Genomic DNA, 16,930 nt, shown 5'->3' with positions numbered 1-16,930 from the left:
CTGCGGCCATAATGGCCCCATGGGCAGGGCCAAAGACACCACGTCGGAGGGGTCCATAACGGCCGGTGCCGACTTCCTTCAGCTGGACATCGGCCAGGCGCCGCCGGGCGGCCGAGCGGACTGGCTGGCCGCCCGGCTGCGGGCCGCCATCGCCGACGGCCGGGTGCCGGTGGGCACACGGCTGCCGGCCACCCGGGTGCTCGCCGGTGAGCTGGGCGTCTCCCGGGGCGTGGTCACCGAGGCCTACCAGCGGTTGGGCGAGGACGGCCACGTGGCCGGCCGGGGCCGGGCCGGGACGGTCGTGGTGGCCACCCCGGCCGCCGTGGTGAGCCGGCCGCCCACGCCGCGCCGCCCGCCGCAGGTGTTCACCGGCCGGCCGGGCGTCGAAGTGTTCGACGCGCTGCGGGCGGCGCCGGCGGAGGTGGACCTGACGCCCGGCGTACCGGATCTGGCGGCCTTTCCCCGCGCGGCCTGGCTGCGCGCCGAGCGGACCGTGCTGGACCGGCTGACGCCCGCCGCCCTCGGCTACGGTGACCCGACCGGCACGCCGGCGCTGCGGCTCGCGGTCGCCAACTGGCTGGCCCGCAACCGGGGCATCCGGGTCGACCCGGCCGAGGTGGTGGTCGTCGCCGGGGTGTCGCAGGCGCTCGGGCTGCTCGCCCAGGTGCTGCACGCCCACGGCGTGCACACGGTCGCGGTGGAGGATCCCGGGTCGCTCGGCGTCCGGCAGCACCTGGCCAACTGGGGGCTGGCGATCCCCCCGGTGCCGGTGGACGACCAGGGCCTGCGGGTCGACCTGCTGGCGGCCACCGGGGCCCCGGCCGTGCTGCTGACCCCGGCGCACCAGTTCCCGACCGGGGTGGTGCTCGACGGCGAGCGGCGTCGCCGGCTGCTGGCCTGGGCCCGCGACGGCGGCCTGGTGGTGGAGGACGACTACGACGCCGAGCACCGCTACGACCGACCGCCGGTGCCGGCGTTGCGCGGCATGCTGCCGGACCGGGTCTGCTATACCGGCAGTGTCTCCAAGCTGCTGGCGCCGGCGCTGCGGATCGGTTGGATGCTGGTGCCGCCCCGGCTGCACGCCGACGTGGTGGCGGCCAAGCGGATGGCGGATCTCGGCAACGCCGCGCTGCCGCAGCTCGTGCTGGCCGAGCTGATGGAGTCGGGCGCGATGGAGCGGCACCTGCGGATGCTGCGGCACCGGCACGTACGCCGCCGCGACGCGATGATCCGGGCGGTCCGGGCCCACCTGCCCGGCGCGGTGGTGCACGGCGCCGCCGCCGGCCTGCATCTGCTGGTCACGCTGCCCGGCCCGGTGGACGACGTCGCGCTGGCGGCCAAGGCGTTGCGCCGGGGGGTCAAGGTGCAGCCGCTGTCCTGGCACGGCCAGCGTCCGCAGCCGCCCGGCCTGGTCCTCGGCTACGCCGCCACCGCCCCCTCGGAGATCGACCGCGCCGTGGCCACCCTGGCCCACTGCCTCCCCTGAGCACCCACCCCACCCACCCCCGTCCCTCGCCCGTCGATCAAGGAGTTTGCGTCGAGTTCCGGCGCCCGAGAGGACGCAAACTCCTTGATCAACGAGCTGGGGTGGGTCAGGGGGAGGGGTAGAGGGCGGTCAGGGCGGCTGCGGTTTCGGTCAGGCGGCGGCGCAGCGGCTCGGGGGAGAGGACCTCCACCTCGGCGCCGAGGCGGAGCAGGTCGCCGTGCGCGTGGGTCAGCGACTCGATGGGAATCACCGCCCGCACCCAGCCCGCCTCGTCGGGCGGGCCGGCGCTCGCCTCGGCGGCGGCGATCACCACGTCGCTGCCGACCTCACGCAGCCGCGCGAACCCGCGTGGCGAGAGCCGTACGGCGGCCTCGTCCCGGTGCAGGCCGGCCCGGAACGCGACCACGTGCGCCCGCCACCAGGCCGGCAGGTCGAACTCGGGCCGGTCGAACGGTTCGTCGAGCGGGGTGAGGTCGAGGATCTGGTTGACCCGGTAGGTGGCCGGCTCGGCACGGTCCGGCCGGGCGGCGACCACGTACCAGCGGCCGCCCTTGAGCACCAGGCCGTACGGTTCGAGCACCCGCGTCACCTCGCCCCGCCAGCCGCGGTAACGCACCCGGATCCGGTGCTCCCGCCACACCGCCTCGGCGGCCTCGGCCAGGTGCGGCGAGGGGTCGCCGTCGGAGTACCAGCCCGGCGTGTCCAGGTGGAACCGCTGCTCCAGGCGCGCGGCCCGGTCGGCCAGCGGGGTCGGGAGCGCGGCACGCACCTTGAGCTGCACGGCGGCCACAACCGACTGGTAGCCCAACTCGGCGGCCGGACCGGGGAGCCCGGCGAAGAGCAGCCGGTCGGCCTCCTCGGCGGTCAGGCCGGTCAGCCGGGTCCGCCAGCCCTCCACCAGCCGGTAACCGCCGTCGTGCCCCGCCTCGCCGTAGAGCGGGATGCCGGCGGCGTGCAGCGCCTCCACGTCCCGGTAGATCGTGCGGACCGACACCTCCAGACGGGCGGCCAGGTCGGCGGCGGTGAGTCGGCCGTGCGCCTGCAGGAGCAGCAGGATGGACAGGAGTCGACTGGCCCGCATCCGCTGACAGTAGCTGTCAGGGGAGTGGTCCTAGCGTGCGGCCATGGCTTTCCACGACAAGGAACTGACCGTGCCGGGAACCGTCGAGGTCGCCGGTCGGCACGTCAAGCGCTACCACATCGACCAGCCGGACCGTCGGCTCGAGGCGCGGGTGGTCGACGCCGCCCACGCGTACCTGCCGTCCCTGTTGCCCGCGCCGGACCCCACCACCCCGCCGGCGAGCTGGGTGGTGCTGCACCGGGGCGCGGACACCGGGGCGTACCTGCTGGCGTACAGCTGGTTCTTCGACAACGTCGTCCAGTGCCGCATCGCGATCGCCGGGCAGCCCGCGCTGGAGTGCCCGGACGACGACCCGGCGCACTTCGTCGACCTGGACCGGCCCGGCGTGGGCTGCGTCTGGGAGCTGGGCGTGCTGGAGCACGAGCGGACCGCCTGGATCCGGCACGTGCTCGCGCCGGACACACCCGATCTGGCCGGCTACCTGGCCGACGCGCGCGCCGAGGGGCCGGTGGGGCGCTGATGGGCGACTTCGACTTCTTCGTCGGGACCTGGGACGTGACCAACCGGCGGTTGCGGGAGCGCCACGTCGGCGGCGACGACTGGGACGAGTTCCCCGGCACCAGCGAGGCGCGCTCGTTCTTCGACGGCGCCGGCAGCTTCGACGAGATCCGCTTCCCGACCCGGGGCTTCTCGGGCTCCACCGTGCGGCTGCTCGACCCGGCGACCGGGCTCTGGTCGATCTGGTGGATGAACAGCCGGCGCGGGGTGCTGGAGCAGCCGCCGGTGGTCGGCCGGTTCACCGACGGCGTCGGCGCGTTCTACGCCGACGACAGCGACGAGGGGCGGCCGGTGCGCTGCCGGTTCCTCTGGTCGGCGATCACGCCGACGTCCTGCCGTTGGGAACAGGCGTTCTCCACCGACGGCGAGCGCAGCTGGGAGACCAACTGGATCATGGAGTTTCGGCGGGCGGCCTGACCGGTGGCGTGGTGGTCCGGTAGATCGCGGTCAGCCAGACGTCGAGCAGCACGTCGACCACGTCCCGCTCGGCCACGGCCGGGCCGTCGCCGGCGAAGGTCGCGTACCAGACCCGTTCGTTCATCGAGTTGAGCGCGATGGCGAGGTCCCGGGCGGGCAACCCGTCCGGGGCCGCGCCGCGCGCGCGTTCCACCTCGATCGCGGCCTGCACCGCGCGCACCCAGCGTTCCAGCACCTCGGCCCAGAGCCGCCGCACCTCCGCGTTCGTGCCGCGCACCTGGGCGCAGGCAAGCACCACGTCCCGGTGGCCGCCGAAGGCGGCGTGGAACCGGGCGATCAGCTCCCGCCAGCGGGCCCGCGGGTCCTCGGCGAGCCGGTCGAGCACGTCGCCGGCGGCGGCGTTCGCCTCCTCGGTCACCCGGTCGAGCAGGGTGAGCAGCACCGCGTCCTTGGACGGGAAGTAGAAGTAGAACGTGGGGCGGGAGATGCCGGCGCCCCGGGCCAGGTCGTCGATGGAGATGTCGCCGAACGGGCGCTCGCGCAGCAGCCGCTCGGCGGTGGCCAGGATCGCCGTCTCCCGGTCGTCACCGGTGGACCGGCCGGCCCGCCGCCCGCGCGGTACGGCCCCGGTCGGCGTGCGCGCACTGGTCATGTCGGCCGATGCTACACCCGCTCGACACCCTGTCGAATCGACTCGACATGGTGTTGACTGGCCTCGACGGCGGTGGATAGTGTCCGGTCCACCGCCGGGAGAACCGCGGGGAGAACGGGAGAAGCCATGGCCTCCGACCACGTCGACGTCCTCATCGTCGGTGCCGGCCTGTCCGGCATCGGGGCCGCCGTCCACCTGGGACGCGAGTGTCCCGGCAAGACCTACGCGGTGCTGGAGGCCCGGGACGCCATCGGCGGCACGTGGGACCTGTTCCGCTACCCGGGCATCCGCTCCGACTCCGACATGTACACCCTCGGCTACTCGTTCAAGCCGTGGACCGACCCGAAGGCCATCGCCGACGGCGACTCGATCCGGGCGTACGTCCGGCAGACCGCCCGCGAGTACGACGTGGAGCGGCACATCCGCTTCCGGCACCGGGTGGTACGCGCCGAGTGGGACAGCGCCACCGCCCGCTGGACCGTGCACGCGCACCGCGACGACACCGGCGAGGATGTGACGCTCACCTGCGGGTTCCTGTTCACCAACTCCGGCTACTACCGCTACGACGAGGGCTACACGCCCCGGTTCCCCGGCGTCGAGCGCTACGCCGGCACACTCGTGCACCCGCAGCACTGGCCCGACGACCTGGACTACGCCGGCAGGCGGGTGGTCGTGATCGGCAGCGGCGCCACCGCGGTCACCCTGGTCCCGGCGATGGCCGAGCGGGCCGCGCACGTCACCATGCTCCAGCGCTCACCCACGTACGTCATCGCGCTGCCCTCGCGCGACCCGTTCGCCGACGCCGCCCGGCGCTGGCTCCCCCCGAAGGCCGCGTACGCGGTGGCGCGCTGGAAGAACGTCACGCTCGGGGTGGCCAACTTCCAGCTCAGCCGCCGCGCCCCCACCGTGGTGAAGCGGTTCCTGCGGCGGGCCGCCAAGGGTCGCCTCCCGGTCGGCTACGACGTCGACCGGCACTTCTCACCCCGCTACGACCCCTGGGACCAGCGGCTCTGCGTGGTGCCCGACGGGGACCTGTTCGCCGCGCTGAGCGCCGGCCGCGCGTCCGTGGTGACCGACACCATCGACACGTTCACCGAACACGGCATCCGGCTCGCCTCCGGCACGGAGCTGCCGGCCGACGTCGTGGTCACCGCCACCGGCCTCAACCTGCTCGCGCTCGGCGGCATGACGCTGGTGGTCGACGGCGCCGAGGTCGACCTGGCCCGGACGATCGCCTACAAGGGCATGATGCTCTCCGGGGTGCCCAACTTCGCCATGACGATCGGCTACACCAACGCCTCCTGGACGTTGAAGGCCGACCTGGTCGCCACCTACGTCTGCCGGCTGCTGCGGCACCTCGACGACACCGGCCAGCAGATCGTCACCCCGCTCGCCCCGGACACCGACGACCTGGAGCCGATCATCGACCTGAAGTCCGGGTACGTGCTGCGCGCCGTCGACCAGCTGCCCAAGCAGGGCCCGCAGGCGCCGTGGCGGCTGCACCAGAACTACCCCCGGGACGTACGGCTGATGCGGCACGGTCCGCTGACCGACGGCGTACGGTTCGCCCGGGCCGGCACGCCGGCCGCCGCGGCGGTGGCGACCTCGGGAGGAACCGATGCGTGACCTGGAGTTCGCCGGCGGCACGGCGGTGCTCACCGGCGCCGCGAGCGGCATCGGCGCGGCGCTGGCCCACGGGCTGGCCCGGCGCGGCGCGGACCTGGTCCTGCTCGACCGGGACGCCGACGGCCTGGCGACGGTCGTCGCGGCGATCCGGGCCGCCCACCCCGACCGGCGGGTCCAGACCCACATGGTCGACCTCGCCGACGCCGACGCCACCGACCGGGTGGCCGCGGAGATCCACCGCGCGCATCCCCGGATCCGGCTGTTGGTCAACAACGCCGGCGTCGCGCTGGGCGGCCGGTTCGACCAGGTGACGCTGGAGGAGTTCCTCTGGGTCATCGAGATCAACTTTCGGGCGGTGGTGCGGTTGACCCACGCGCTGCTGCCCGCGCTCAAGGCCGAACCGGGTTCCCACCTGGTCAACGTCTCCAGCCTGTTCGGCCTCATCGCCCCGGCCGGACAGGCCGCGTACGCGGCGAGCAAGTTCGCCGTGCGCGGCTTCACCGAGGCGCTGCGGCACGAGCTGGTCGACGACGGCATCGGCGTCACCTCGGTGCACCCGGGCGGCATCCGGACCCGGATCGCCGCCAGCGCCCGGGTCGGCAGCGGCGTCTCCGTCGAGGAGTACGAGGTCGGCCGCCGGCAGTTCGAGAAGCTGCTCACCATCGACCCGGCGACCGCCGCCGAGTTGATCCTGCGCGGTGCGCGGCGGCGCCGCGGCCGGGTGCTGATCGGCTGGTCGGCGAAGCTGCCCGACCTGCTCGCCCGGATCGCGCCCGCCGGGTACGGCAGGGTGCTGGCCCTGGGCATGCGCCCGCGTCCGGCCCGCGTGCCGGCACCGCGCCCGCCCGCCAGCGACCCGACCCCGGCCGGGACGGCCGCCAGCGACCCGACCCCGGCCGGGACGGCCGCCAGCGACCCGACCCCGGCCGGGACGGCCGCCACCGACCCGACCCCGGCCGGGACGGCCGCTGCGGAGCCCGGACGGCCGGCGTGACCGTCGCGCTGCCGCCGGCCGACGAACGCGCCGTCGACGGGCGGCGGATGCGCTGCCGGATCACCGGCGACGGCCCGCCGGTGCTGCTGCTGCACGGCATCGGCCGCACGCTCGACGACTTCACCGCGCTGCACACGGCGCTGGCCCGGGACCACCGCGTGCTCGCCGTCGACCTGCCCGGGCACGGCGGCTCCGCCCCGCTGGACGGGACGCACACGCTGCCGGCGCTCGCGGCGGCGGTGGCCGGGTTCCTGGACGCGGCCGGCGTCACCGGCCCGGCCCATCTGGTCGGCAACTCCCTCGGCGGGGCGGTGGCCATGCGCCTGGCCGTCGACGCGCCGCACCGGGCGGCCAGCCTGGCGTTGCTCAACAGCGCCGGCTTCGGCCAGGAGGTGACCGTCGCGCTGCGACTGCTCGCGGTACCCCCGCTGGCCCGGCTGCTGCTGCGCCCGCACCCGGCGATCGCCCGCCGCACCGAGCGGGCCATCTTCGTCGACCCGGCGTACGTCACCGAGGAGCGGATCGCCGCCGCGCTCGCGGTGGCCCGGCAGCCGCACGCCGCCCGGGTGATGCGCGAGCTGGTGCGTGACCTGGGCACCTGGCGCGGGGTGCGCCCGCAGTGGCGCGCCGAACTGCTCGACGCGGTCGCCGCGCTGGACCTGCCCACCCTGCTCGTCTGGGGCGACCGTGACCTGATCCTGCCCGCCGCGCACCTCGGGTACGCGCGGAGCCGGCTGCCCCGGGCGCGCAGCCACCTGTTTCGCGACACCGGGCACATGCCGCAGATCGAGCGCACCGCCGAGGTGGAGAGCCTGCTGCGGGATCTCTGGACGGGCGACCCGGCCGGCTGACCCGTCGCGTGGCCCGCGCCACGCTCCCCGGTGCCGGCGGCACCCGCCGGCTCGCGGCGGCGCATCATAGATACATGACGCATCCCAGCCCGGTCGCCGGCGCGCGCCCCGCCGTCCCGTCCGCCGCCGAGCGGGCCTACCGGCACCTCAAGCAGGCGATCCTGGAACAGGTCTACCCGGGTGGCCAGCTGGTCAGCGAGGGCGAGATCGCCGAGGCCACCGGGGTCTCCCGCACCCCGGTGCGGGAGGCGCTGCTGCGGCTGGAGTCCGAGGGCCTGGTCCGGCTCTACCCGAAGCGGGGCGCGTTGATCCGACCGGTCTCCGCCCGGGAGATCGCCGACGTCGTCGAGGCCCGCCGCCTCGTCGAGCTGCACGCCGCCGAGCGGGTCTGGCCGCGTCGCGCCGCGCTCCGCGCCGACCTGGCCCGCCGGCTCGACGAGATGCGCCGGGCGCACGCCGCCGGCGACCTCACCGCGCTGATGGCCGCCGACCGGGCCTTCCACGCGGCCGTCGTGGAGGCGGCCGGCAACGAGATCCTGGCCGAGCTCTACCACCGGCTGCGCGACCGGCAGTTGCGGATGGGCGAGGCCAGCTTCCGGCTCTCGCCCGGCTGGGCCGAGGTCGCCCTGGCCGAGCACGCCGGCCAGCTCGCCGCGCTCGACGGCGACGACCCGCAGGCGTGGCGCGACGCCGTCGCCGGCCACATCGACACCGCCGCGACCATGCTCGGGGCGTTGCGGTGAGCGTCGCCCGCCGGCCGGCCGCCCTGATCTACGCGGTGGCCGTGACCGCGTACGTGGCCGCCGTGTTCCACCGCAGCTCGCTCGGCGTCACCGGGGTCGACGCGGCGGACCGTTTCCACATCAACGCCGCCGCGCTGGCCACCTTCTCCGTCGCCCAGCTCGCCGTCTACGCGGCCATGCAGGTCCCGGTCGGGGTGCTGCTGGACCGTTACGGCTCGCGCCGGCTGCTGCTGGCCGGCGCCGCGCTGATGGTGGCCGGGCAGCTCGTGTTCGCCGTCGCCACCGACGTGCGCCTCGCGGTCGCGGCCCGGGTGCTGGTCGGCCTCGGCGACGCGATGACGTTCATCAGCGTGCTGCGGATCGTGGCGTTCTGGTTCCCCGGCCGGCGCAACCCGCTGCTGGTGCAGCTCACCGGCACCATCGGGCAGCTCGGCGCGGTGCTCGGGGCCGTACCCCTGGTGGCGCTGCTGCACCACGCCGGCTGGACCCCGGCGTTCCTCACCGCGGCGGCGCTCGGCGCCACCGTGCTGCTGCTCGTCCTCGTCGCGGTCCGCGACACCCCGCACGCCGAGCACACCACCGCGCTCGCGCCCGACCTGGCCACCGTACGCCGGCAACTCGCGGACGCCTGGGCGCAGCCCGGCACCCGCCTGGGCCTGTGGACGCACTTCGTCACCCAGTTCTCCGGCGCCGTGTTCGCGCTGCTGTGGGGGTACCCGTTCCTCGTGCAGGGGCAGGGCTTCTCGCCCACCGCGGCGGCCGGGCTGCTCACCCTGATGACGCTGGTGACCCTGGCGTGCGGCCCGGTGGTGGCGCACCTGTGCGCCCGGCACCCGTTCCACCGCTCGGTGGTCGTCTTCACCATCACCGCCGCCACCGCCGCCGTCTGGGCGGTGGTGCTGGCCTGGCCCGGCCGCGCCCCGCACGGGCTGCTGGTGGCGCTGGTGGTGGTCCTCGCGGTCAACGGCCCCGGCTCGGTGATCGGGTTCGACTACGCCCGCACGTTCAACCCGGTGCACCGCATCGGCAGCGCCACCGGGATCGTCAACGTCGGCGGGTTCGTCGCGTCGATCGTGCTGATCCTCGCCGTCGGCGTGGTGCTCGACCTGGCCACCCCGGCCGGCGCCGGCACCCCGCCGCTGTCCGCCTTCCGCTGGGCGTTCGCCGTGCAGTACCTGCTCTGGGCGCTCGGCGCGGTGCAGGTGCTGCGCTACCGCAACGCCGCCCGCCGCCGGCTGGCCGCCGAACGTGCCGCGGTGCCCGTGCCGGCCTGAGGGGTCAGCGCCGACGGCGGGTGAGCGAGTCCAGCACCAGCGTCAGGCCCGCACCGACCAGCCACACGTCCTTGGCCAGCCCGATGCCCGCCTGGCTGGGCCGCAGGCTGGTGCCCTCCCGCATCCCGGGCGTCTTGAGGTAGAGCTGCACCAGCCCCGCGCCGAACGCGGTCAGCCCGGCGCCGGCCAGCAGCGACGGCACGAACGGCGCGAGCAAGGCCACGCCCAGCGCCGTCTCGGCGCGGGACAGCAACATGGCGAACCGGTCCGGAGGAATCTGGCGCAGCTGCGGCAGCGCGCCGACCGCCATGCCGTGCATCCCCGCCGCGGCCTCGCCCTCCAGGGTCCGCTTGGAGAGCCCGGAGTTCAGGATGTACGCGCCGATGGCGATGCGCAGCGGGGCGTGCGTCAACCTCATGATCACTCCTTGTCGAGGTGCCGGGCCCTGCGGGTACCCGGTGACGGGCGGGGCATTCCGCCGGTCGGCGCCGGGCCGCCGGCGATGATCGGCGGTAGGTTCGGCACAGGACCTGAACGAAGGAGACGACCGTGAGCCAGGAAGTCCGGGGAGTCGTGTCGCGGCGCAAGGGCGCGCCCGTGGAGGTCACCACGATCGTGGTGCCCGACCCGGGGCCGGGCGAGGCGGTGGTCCGCGTCCAGTCCTGCGGCGTGTGCCACACCGACCTGCACTACCGCGAGGGCGGCATCAACGACGACTACCCGTTCCTGCTCGGCCACGAGGCCGCCGGCATCGTCGAGCAGGTGGGCGACGGCGTCACCGACGTGGCCCCCGGCGACTTCGTGGTGCTCAACTGGCGGGCGGTCTGCGGGCAGTGCCGGGCCTGCCGGCGCGGCCGGCCCTGGTACTGCTTCGCCACCCACAACGCGGCGCAGAAGATGACCCTGACCGACGGCACCGAGCTGTCGCCCGCGCTCGGCATCGGCGCGTTCGCCGAGAAGACGCTCGTGCACGCCGGCCAGTGCACCAAGGTCGACCCGTCGGCCCGGCCCGCCGCCGTCGGCCTGCTCGGCTGCGGCGTGATGGCCGGCCTCGGCGCGGCCATGAACACCGGCGGGGTGACCCGGGGCGACTCCGTCGCGGTGATCGGCTGCGGCGGCGTCGGCGACGCCGCGGTGGCCGGCGCGGCCCTGGCCGGCGCGACCACGATCGTCGCGGTGGACACCGACTCCCGCAAGCTCGACTGGGCGCGCCGGTTCGGCGCCACCCACACCGTCAACGCCTCCGAGGACGACCCGGTCGAGGCGATCCGTGCCGCCACCGGCGGATTCGGCGCCGACGTGGTGATCGACGCGGTCGGCCGCCCGGAGACCTGGAAGCAGGCCTTCTACGCGCGCGACCTCGCCGGCACGGTCGTGCTGGTCGGTGTGCCCACCCCGGAGATGACCGTCGACCTGCCGCTGCTCGACGTGTTCGGGCGCGGCGGCGCGCTCAAGTCCAGCTGGTACGGCGACTGCCTGCCCAGCCGCGACTTCCCGATGCTCACCGAGCTGTACCGGCAGGGCCGGCTGGACCTGGACGCGTTCGTCACCGAGGAGATCGCGCTGGACCAGGTCGAGGAGGCGTTCACCCGGATGCACCACGGCGACGTGCTGCGCTCGGTGGTGGTCTTCCCGTGACCGCCCACGTCGACCACGCCGTCACGTCCGGCACGTTCTCCCTGGACGGGCAGACCTTCGACGTGGACAACAACGTCTGGGTGATCGGCGACGACACCGAGTGCGTCGTCGTCGACGCGCCGCACGACGTGGCCGCGATCCGCGCGCTGGTCGGCGACCGCCGCGTGCTGGCGATCCTGGCCACCCACGCCCACGACGACCACGTCCGGGTCGCTCCCGAGCTGGCCCGGGCCACCGGCGCGCCGGTCCTGCTGCACCCGGCCGACCGGGTGCTGTGGGACCAGGTACACCCGGACACGCCACCGGACGGCGACCTCACCGACGGGCAGACCGTCACCGTCGGCGGGGCCACGCTGCGGGTCCTGCACACGCCCGGCCACAGCCCGGGAGCGTGCAGCCTGTACGCCCCGGAGCTGGGCGCGGTCTTCACCGGCGACACCCTGTTCGCCGGCGGTCCCGGCGCCACCGGCCGTTCCTACAGCGATTTCGGCGCCATCGTCGAGTCCATCCGCACCCGGCTGCTCACCCTGCCGCCGGAGACGGTGGTGCACACCGGGCACGGCGACGACACCACCGTCGGCGCCGAGGCGCCGCACCTTCAGGAGTGGATCGCCCGGGGCCACTGAGCCGGGCGGCTCAGCGTTCCCCGTCGAGCACCGGCTTGAGGTCGACGACGGGCGTGCCGTCCAGCGCCTCCAACGCGTCCACCCGCACCCGGGCGCCGGTCACCTCGAGCAGGCGTACCCGGTGCACGCCGACCGGGTTGGGGCGGTGCGGCGAGCGGGTGGCGAACACCCCGGCCTCCGCGCGGGTGACGTCACCGCGCGGGTGCACCGTGAGGACGTCCCGCCGGGCCCGGTCCAGCCAGGTCAGCACCAGCACCTCCGCCCCCGGGCGCAGGCCCGCCAGCGCCGGGAGGTACGCCTCGTCGAACACCAGCCACGCCTGCGGCGCGCCCTCGTCGCCCTGACAGGGCGCGGTGGCCGGATCGGTCAACGACGACTCCACCCGGCCGACCGGGCGGAGCAGGTGTGCGGGCGTCGTCACGCGGTGTCCCCTCTCCGCAGGTGCAGCCGGACGGTGGTGCCGGCGACCCCGGTGTGCACCCGCACCAGGTCGCACAGGGCGTGCACGATGACCAGGCCGCGCCCGCCGATGCCGTCGTGCCCGGGAGCGAGCCGACCGGCCAGCGGGTCGGACAGCCGGCCGTCGTCGTGGACCTCGCACACCACGTGCCGGTCGGTGAGCCAGAACCGCAGCGTCCCCGAGCCGGCGGCGTGGGCGATGCTGTTGGTGGCCAGCTCGGTGACCGCGATCTGCAGGTCGGCCACCCGGTCCGCGTCCAGCCCGCCGGCGCTCGCGTGCCCGGCGACGAAGCGGCGGACCTCCGGCAGCGTGTCCAGGGTGTAGCGGAGCACCGACACCGGCCCGTCGGGTGCGGGCAGCGGTCGGTTGTGCCGCGCGATCACCTCCGCCGGCGCGTACCCGGCGACGCGGCGGCGCCCACCACGCTCCACGAGCGTCGGATGGGTGCAGCGGGCCTCCGCGAGCACCCCCGGCTCGAGCCGGCCGGCGTCGTACGGGCACAGGACGGTCATCGCCCGGTCCGCCAGGGCCCCGTTGATCGCGGCCTCGTGCTGGGCGCAGGCCGGGTACTCCTCCACCGAGCGTCCGGCCCAGATCGGCTCGCCGATGACCCGCACCCGCCGGCCGGGATGCCGGTCGGCGAACGCCTGGAGCACCCAGGGGATGATCCGTCCCGGGTTGCGCCCGGCCTCGCCCATGTCGGCCCATCCGACCGTGTCCGCGGCCGGCCCGAGCGCGGCGCGCAGCAACGCCAGCCGGGGCGCCGGCGCGGCCACCAGCACCGGCTCACCGGCCGCCAGTCCCTCATGGACGAACGGCACCGCGACCGCCAGCAGGCTCGCGGCGTCGGTGTAGAACGACAGCTCGTGCCGCAGCCCCACAGCGGTCGGCGCGCTCATGCCGGGGCCCCGGAGGTCACGCCGCCCAGCACGTGCAGCAGCCGGTGCAGCGCCGGCCGGCAGCCGACCAGCCGGATGCCGGTGTGGCTGGCCCGGTCGGCCCGGGCCAGCTCGGTGGCGGCGCCGGCGTCGGCGAAGCTCATGTCGGTCAGGTCCAGCACCGGCGGCCCGGCCGGCGCGCGTTCCCCGGCGGTCAGGTCGGCGAGCAGCGCGATGAACGCGTCGCGGTTGCTGCGGTCCACCTGCCCCACCAGCCTCAGGCCGGGCGGGTCGCCGGTCCGGTACGCGCGCAGCAGCGGGGACCAGGTGCGCGGCGGATGCGGCCCGGCGGTGCCCGGGTGGGCCGCCGCGAGGATCCGCAACTGCTCGGCGGGGAACCGGCGCCGGTCGTACAGGCACAGGCCGGCGACCCGGCCGTCCGGGAAGAGGGGATTGAGCGCCTGCTCGTAGCGGCGCAGCTCGTCGAGGCTCACGGCGGTGCCCAGCACCCACGTCATGTCGCCGCTGAGGCGAATCCCCGGATAGCCCTCCCGCCGGGCCCGGATGACCTCGTCGCGCACGGCCTCGGCCATGGCGGCCGGGGTCGGCCGGCCCCCGGCCAGGAAGGCCTCCACGGCGGGCAGGATGCGCAGCTGGCCCGCCGCCACCGCGGCCTCGGTCGGCACGCCGACGGCGTCGACACGGGCGCGGACCGCCTGCGGCGTGGACGTCTCGGTGAAGCAGACCACCTTGTGGCCGCGGCGCAGCCCGGTGGCGGCGAAACGGCCGACCGTGTCGAGCGCGTCGCCGTCGTCGTCGTGGATCCAGCAGACGTGGTCCCCCAGATCGACCTGGTCGACCACGGTCGTAGCAGTCACGGTGCGAGCCTTCCCGGTGGACGCGTGCCTCACTGTAACGCCGCGCCGGGGCGCCGATCCGCTTGCCCGCCGCGCCGCCGAGGGGCTAGCCTGCCTGTGGACCCGGAAGCCGGCGCACGGCGCCGCCCGACGTCCGATCTTCCCCAGGTGGCCGGTCCTGTCCGGCTCTCCGCCCGTGGTCGCATCCCCGGCTTTCCGCCCGGAGGGTTCCCGCAGGCACTCCTTCCCCTGCCGTCCGCACCGGCCGGCACGGTCCCGAAAGGCAACCCCCATGACCTCCGCATCACGTCCCGTCAGCGGTGTCGTCGACATCGTCGACGGGCACGCGTGGCTCCGGGTGGACGGCTACCTGCCGTCCGCCGCCGACGTCCACCTCGCCGCCGGTCAGCTGCGCCGGCACGGCCTGCGCCGCGGTGACCTGGTCACCGGCACGGTCCTCGCCGCCCCGCGTCCGGGCCGGCCGGTGCCCTTGGAGCGGCTGGACGGCATCAACGGCGTGCCGCCGGAGCAGGCCCGCCGGCGGCGCGACTTCTACCAGCTCACGCCGGTGTACCCACGGGAGCGGCTGCGGCTGGAGACCGAGCCGCACATCCTGACCACCCGGGTGATCGACCTGGTGATGCCGATCGGCAAGGGTCAGCGGGCGCTGATCGTGTCGCCGCCGAAGGCCGGTAAGACGATGGTGCTGCAGGCGGTCGCGGACGCGATCACCCGCAACAACCCGGAGTGCCACCTGATGGTGGTGCTGGTCGACGAGCGGCCGGAAGAGGTCACCGACATGTCCCGGTCGGTGAAGGGCGAGGTCGTCGCGGCCACGTTCGACCGTCCGCCGCAGGACCACACCACCGTGGCGGAGCTGGCGATCGAGCGGGCGAAGCGTCTGGTCGAGCTGGGGCACGACGTGGTCGTGCTGCTCGACTCGCTGACCCGCCTCGGTCGTGCCTACAACCTCACCGTCCGCTCGGCCGGGCGTACGCTCTCCGGTGGTGTCGACGTGGCCGCGCTGACCCCGCCCAAGCAGCTGCTCGCCGCGGCCCGCGCGATCGAGGAGGGCGGTTCGCTGACCATCCTGGCCTCGGCCCTGGTGGAGACCGGCTCGGCCGCCGACACCCTCATCTTCGAGGAGTTCAAGAGCACCGGCAACGCCGAGCTGAGGCTGGACCGCGCGCTCGCCGACCGGCGGACCTTCCCGGCCGTCGACCTGCGGGCCTCCGGCACCCGGCGGGACGACCTGCTCTGCACCGACGTCGAGCGGCACCGCCTGCGGGCACTGCGATCGGCGCTGTCCACCCTGGACCGTCAGGCCGGCCTGGATCAGCTGCTGCGCCAACTCGCGGCCACCGGCGGCAACGCGCACCTGCTGGCCCGCCTCGGCGCCGCCGCCCACGGTTAGGATCGTCGACCACGGCGGAGCAGAGGTACACCGCCCCGCCGTACTCCAGGAAGAAACCCCTCGCCGCCCGGACGCCGGGCCGGCGATACTCGACGCCGTGCCGGGGACCGTCCTGACCGAAGCCCAGTCCGCCGCGCTGCGACACGTGCGTGACGTCGCCATGCGCGACCGCCCGGCGGCGCTCGCCGTCATCGCGAAGCATCTCGCCGGTTCGGGCACGTCCTACCGGTACGAGGAGGTCCTCGCGGCGGTGACCGCGCACGGCCGGCTGACGCTCAACTTTCACCCGGACCGGCTGCTGCGCGACGGCCGCACCGTGGCCGAGGCACTCGACGAGGAGGGCGTCTACCGCAGCCAGTTCGAGACCGGCATCGGCAACGGTGGGCTGACCGCGTTCCCCGGCGGCGACCGGGACGTGTGGGAGGCCGCGCTCTTCGGCGGCGCGTACCAGCGTCCCGGCGTGCTCCCCGCCGAGCGTCCCAGGTACGGCGGCCTGAACCTGCTCGACCATCCGGACGGTGCCTGTCCCCGGTTCGGCTCCTGTCACCTGCGGCTGCGTCCGGAGGCGTTGGCCCGCGCCACGTTCTGCTTCGGCGACAGTCACCTCGGGCCGACCGAGGTCGGCACCGCCGTCGTCTTCGAGCCGGTCCTCGCCGCGCTGCTGACCGCGACCGAGGGGACGGGCATCAGCCTGGGGGTGGCCGGAATGGACACCGGCACCCTGCTGCGGGCACTCCTGCGCCGATGTGAACGGGCGTCCGAGCAGGCCGGTCGCGCGCTGGACGACTACATCGAGGCGCAGGTGCACGGCGAGCTGAGTCTCGCCCGCGACGTCGAGGCCGTGGTCTGCGACCCGTCCTTCCGCGGCACCCGCGAGGGACGGCTGCTGGCCGCGATCGCCGCCCGGCACGGCTTCGCGCTGCGCTGGCACGCCGGCTTCGAACTGGCCGTGGACGACGTCGACGCCGAGTTCCGCGGACCGGACATCCCGCCGTTGGCCGCCCGCGTGCACGCCGAGTTCGCCCGGCCGGGGGAGCCGCTGCACGCGGCGCTCGTCGGTCGCGCCGCCGCATCCCTGGTACGCGAGCCGCAGCGCTGGGCCGACCGCGGGCCGGCCGAGGTGACCCACCAGCACCTCAAGCAGCTCTGGCACGTGCTGGTCCGGTTCGGCCGTCCGGCCTGATCGTCCCGTTCCGACACGGGCCGGGCCGGGCTGTCCGATACCCCGGGTGACCTGGACCGCAGCTCTCGCCGCGCCTGGCATATCCGGAATGACCGACACGTCGAGCGGGTTGTGTTCCCCGTACCGCCGGCATCGCAAACCCCGTACCCGCCGGTAGTCCGCCAAGGGGCGCTCACCCCGGAGCGCGTCGTA

General features: G+C 75.0%; 17 protein-coding genes and 1 pseudogene. 12 read left to right on the top strand and 6 right to left on the bottom strand.

Features of this window, described 5'->3' with window-relative positions:
* Positions 1 to 19 precede the first annotated feature (19 nt).
* A complete protein-coding gene (locus ACN27B_RS25595) occupies positions 20 to 1,486 on the top strand; it encodes a PLP-dependent aminotransferase family protein (protein ID WP_099160895.1) in 1,467 nt (488 codons plus the stop codon).
* 106 nt (positions 1,487 to 1,592) lie between these two features.
* Here ACN27B_RS25595 and ACN27B_RS25590 read toward each other — a convergent pair whose 3' ends face one another.
* Positions 1,593 to 2,567 carry a helix-turn-helix transcriptional regulator gene (locus ACN27B_RS25590; RefSeq protein ID WP_099160896.1) on the bottom strand — a complete coding sequence of 325 codons (975 nt, stop codon included), beginning with the start codon at positions 2,565 to 2,567 and terminating at the stop codon, positions 1,593 to 1,595.
* Positions 2,568 to 2,610: 43 nt separating this feature from the next.
* On the opposite strand from ACN27B_RS25590, the gene ACN27B_RS25585 reads away from it, so the two are divergent.
* Both ACN27B_RS25585 and ACN27B_RS25580 read left to right on the top strand, forming a co-directional pair.
* Positions 2,611 to 3,087 carry a hypothetical protein gene (locus ACN27B_RS25585; RefSeq protein ID WP_422741732.1) on the top strand — a complete coding sequence of 159 codons (477 nt, stop codon included), beginning with the start codon at positions 2,611 to 2,613 and terminating at the stop codon, positions 3,085 to 3,087.
* The gene (locus tag ACN27B_RS25580) at positions 3,087 to 3,542 is read left to right on the top strand and encodes a hypothetical protein (protein ID WP_422741731.1); all 456 of its coding nucleotides are present in this window, start codon (positions 3,087 to 3,089) and stop codon (positions 3,540 to 3,542) included. Before ACN27B_RS25585 ends, ACN27B_RS25580 begins: the two co-directional genes overlap by 1 nt.
* Here the strand turns inward: ACN27B_RS25580 and ACN27B_RS25575 are convergent.
* Complete coding sequence (locus ACN27B_RS25575; RefSeq protein ID WP_091574356.1) at positions 3,517 to 4,194, bottom strand: TetR/AcrR family transcriptional regulator; 678 nt, start codon at positions 4,192 to 4,194, stop codon at positions 3,517 to 3,519. The two genes, ACN27B_RS25580 and ACN27B_RS25575, sit on opposite strands and share 26 nt — an antisense overlap.
* 126 nt (positions 4,195 to 4,320) lie before the next feature.
* Here ACN27B_RS25575 and ACN27B_RS25570 point away from each other — a divergent pair, with 126 nt between their 5' ends.
* From ACN27B_RS25570 to ACN27B_RS25550, 5 genes are all read left to right on the top strand, one after another.
* Entirely contained in the window at positions 4,321 to 5,820 is a 1,500-nt protein-coding gene (locus ACN27B_RS25570) for a flavin-containing monooxygenase (protein ID WP_099160899.1), read from the top strand.
* Entirely contained in the window at positions 5,813 to 6,814 is a 1,002-nt protein-coding gene (locus ACN27B_RS25565) for an SDR family NAD(P)-dependent oxidoreductase (RefSeq protein ID WP_422741730.1), read from the top strand. The genes ACN27B_RS25570 and ACN27B_RS25565 overlap by 8 nt, the downstream gene beginning before the upstream one ends.
* Positions 6,811 to 7,665: an alpha/beta fold hydrolase gene (locus ACN27B_RS25560; protein ID WP_099160900.1), complete on the top strand. Its 855-nt coding sequence runs from the start codon at positions 6,811 to 6,813 to the stop codon at positions 7,663 to 7,665. Before ACN27B_RS25565 ends, ACN27B_RS25560 begins: the two co-directional genes overlap by 4 nt.
* A gap of 74 nt (positions 7,666 to 7,739) precedes the next feature.
* Positions 7,740 to 8,408 (top strand): GntR family transcriptional regulator, encoded by a 669-nt coding sequence (locus tag ACN27B_RS25555; RefSeq protein WP_099160901.1) that lies wholly within the window; start codon positions 7,740 to 7,742, stop codon positions 8,406 to 8,408.
* Positions 8,405 to 9,682, top strand: a complete 1,278-nt coding sequence (locus ACN27B_RS25550) for an MFS transporter (protein WP_422741729.1) — start codon at positions 8,405 to 8,407, stop codon at positions 9,680 to 9,682. The genes ACN27B_RS25555 and ACN27B_RS25550 overlap by 4 nt, the downstream gene beginning before the upstream one ends.
* A gap of 4 nt (positions 9,683 to 9,686) precedes the next feature.
* Here ACN27B_RS25550 and ACN27B_RS25545 read toward each other — a convergent pair whose 3' ends face one another.
* Complete coding sequence (locus ACN27B_RS25545; protein WP_422741728.1) at positions 9,687 to 10,100, bottom strand: hypothetical protein; 414 nt, start codon at positions 10,098 to 10,100, stop codon at positions 9,687 to 9,689.
* A gap of 131 nt (positions 10,101 to 10,231) precedes the next feature.
* On the opposite strand from ACN27B_RS25545, the gene ACN27B_RS25540 reads away from it, so the two are divergent.
* Positions 10,232 to 11,320: an S-(hydroxymethyl)mycothiol dehydrogenase gene (locus tag ACN27B_RS25540; protein ID WP_098744780.1), complete on the top strand. Its 1,089-nt coding sequence runs from the start codon at positions 10,232 to 10,234 to the stop codon at positions 11,318 to 11,320.
* On the top strand, positions 11,317 to 11,946 hold the full coding sequence (locus tag ACN27B_RS25535) for an MBL fold metallo-hydrolase (RefSeq protein ID WP_099160904.1): 630 nt from the start codon (positions 11,317 to 11,319) through the stop codon (positions 11,944 to 11,946). Before ACN27B_RS25540 ends, ACN27B_RS25535 begins: the two co-directional genes overlap by 4 nt.
* A 10-nt stretch (positions 11,947 to 11,956) precedes the next feature.
* On the opposite strand, the gene tsaA is transcribed toward ACN27B_RS25535, so the two are convergent.
* From tsaA to ACN27B_RS25520, 3 genes are read right to left on the bottom strand one after another with little or no spacing between them, the layout of a single operon-like run.
* Positions 11,957 to 12,367 carry a tRNA (N6-threonylcarbamoyladenosine(37)-N6)-methyltransferase TrmO gene (gene tsaA / locus ACN27B_RS25530; protein WP_422741727.1) on the bottom strand — a complete coding sequence of 137 codons (411 nt, stop codon included), beginning with the start codon at positions 12,365 to 12,367 and terminating at the stop codon, positions 11,957 to 11,959.
* Positions 12,364 to 13,305 carry a sensor histidine kinase gene (locus ACN27B_RS25525; protein WP_099160905.1) on the bottom strand — a complete coding sequence of 314 codons (942 nt, stop codon included), beginning with the start codon at positions 13,303 to 13,305 and terminating at the stop codon, positions 12,364 to 12,366. The genes tsaA and ACN27B_RS25525 overlap by 4 nt, the downstream gene beginning before the upstream one ends.
* On the bottom strand, positions 13,302 to 14,162 hold the full coding sequence (locus ACN27B_RS25520) for an MEDS domain-containing protein (RefSeq protein ID WP_172967782.1): 861 nt from the start codon (positions 14,160 to 14,162) through the stop codon (positions 13,302 to 13,304). Before ACN27B_RS25520 ends, ACN27B_RS25525 begins: the two co-directional genes overlap by 4 nt.
* Before the next feature lie 289 nt (positions 14,163 to 14,451).
* On the opposite strand from ACN27B_RS25520, the pseudogene rho reads away from it, so the two are divergent.
* Positions 14,452 to 15,555: pseudogene (gene rho, locus ACN27B_RS25515) on the top strand (transcription termination factor Rho); the annotation flags it as partial.
* Positions 15,556 to 15,652: 97 nt separating this feature from the next.
* A complete protein-coding gene (locus ACN27B_RS25510) occupies positions 15,653 to 16,738 on the top strand; it encodes a DUF3626 domain-containing protein (protein ID WP_422741726.1) in 1,086 nt (361 codons plus the stop codon).
* Positions 16,739 to 16,930 lie beyond the last annotated feature (192 nt).

The organism is Micromonospora sp. WMMD754, from assembly GCF_049315235.1.
In the GTDB taxonomy this organism is placed as follows: Bacteria; Actinomycetota; Actinomycetes; order Mycobacteriales; family Micromonosporaceae; genus Micromonospora; species Micromonospora sediminicola.
This window is presented reverse-complemented; position numbering and strand designations above follow the sequence as displayed.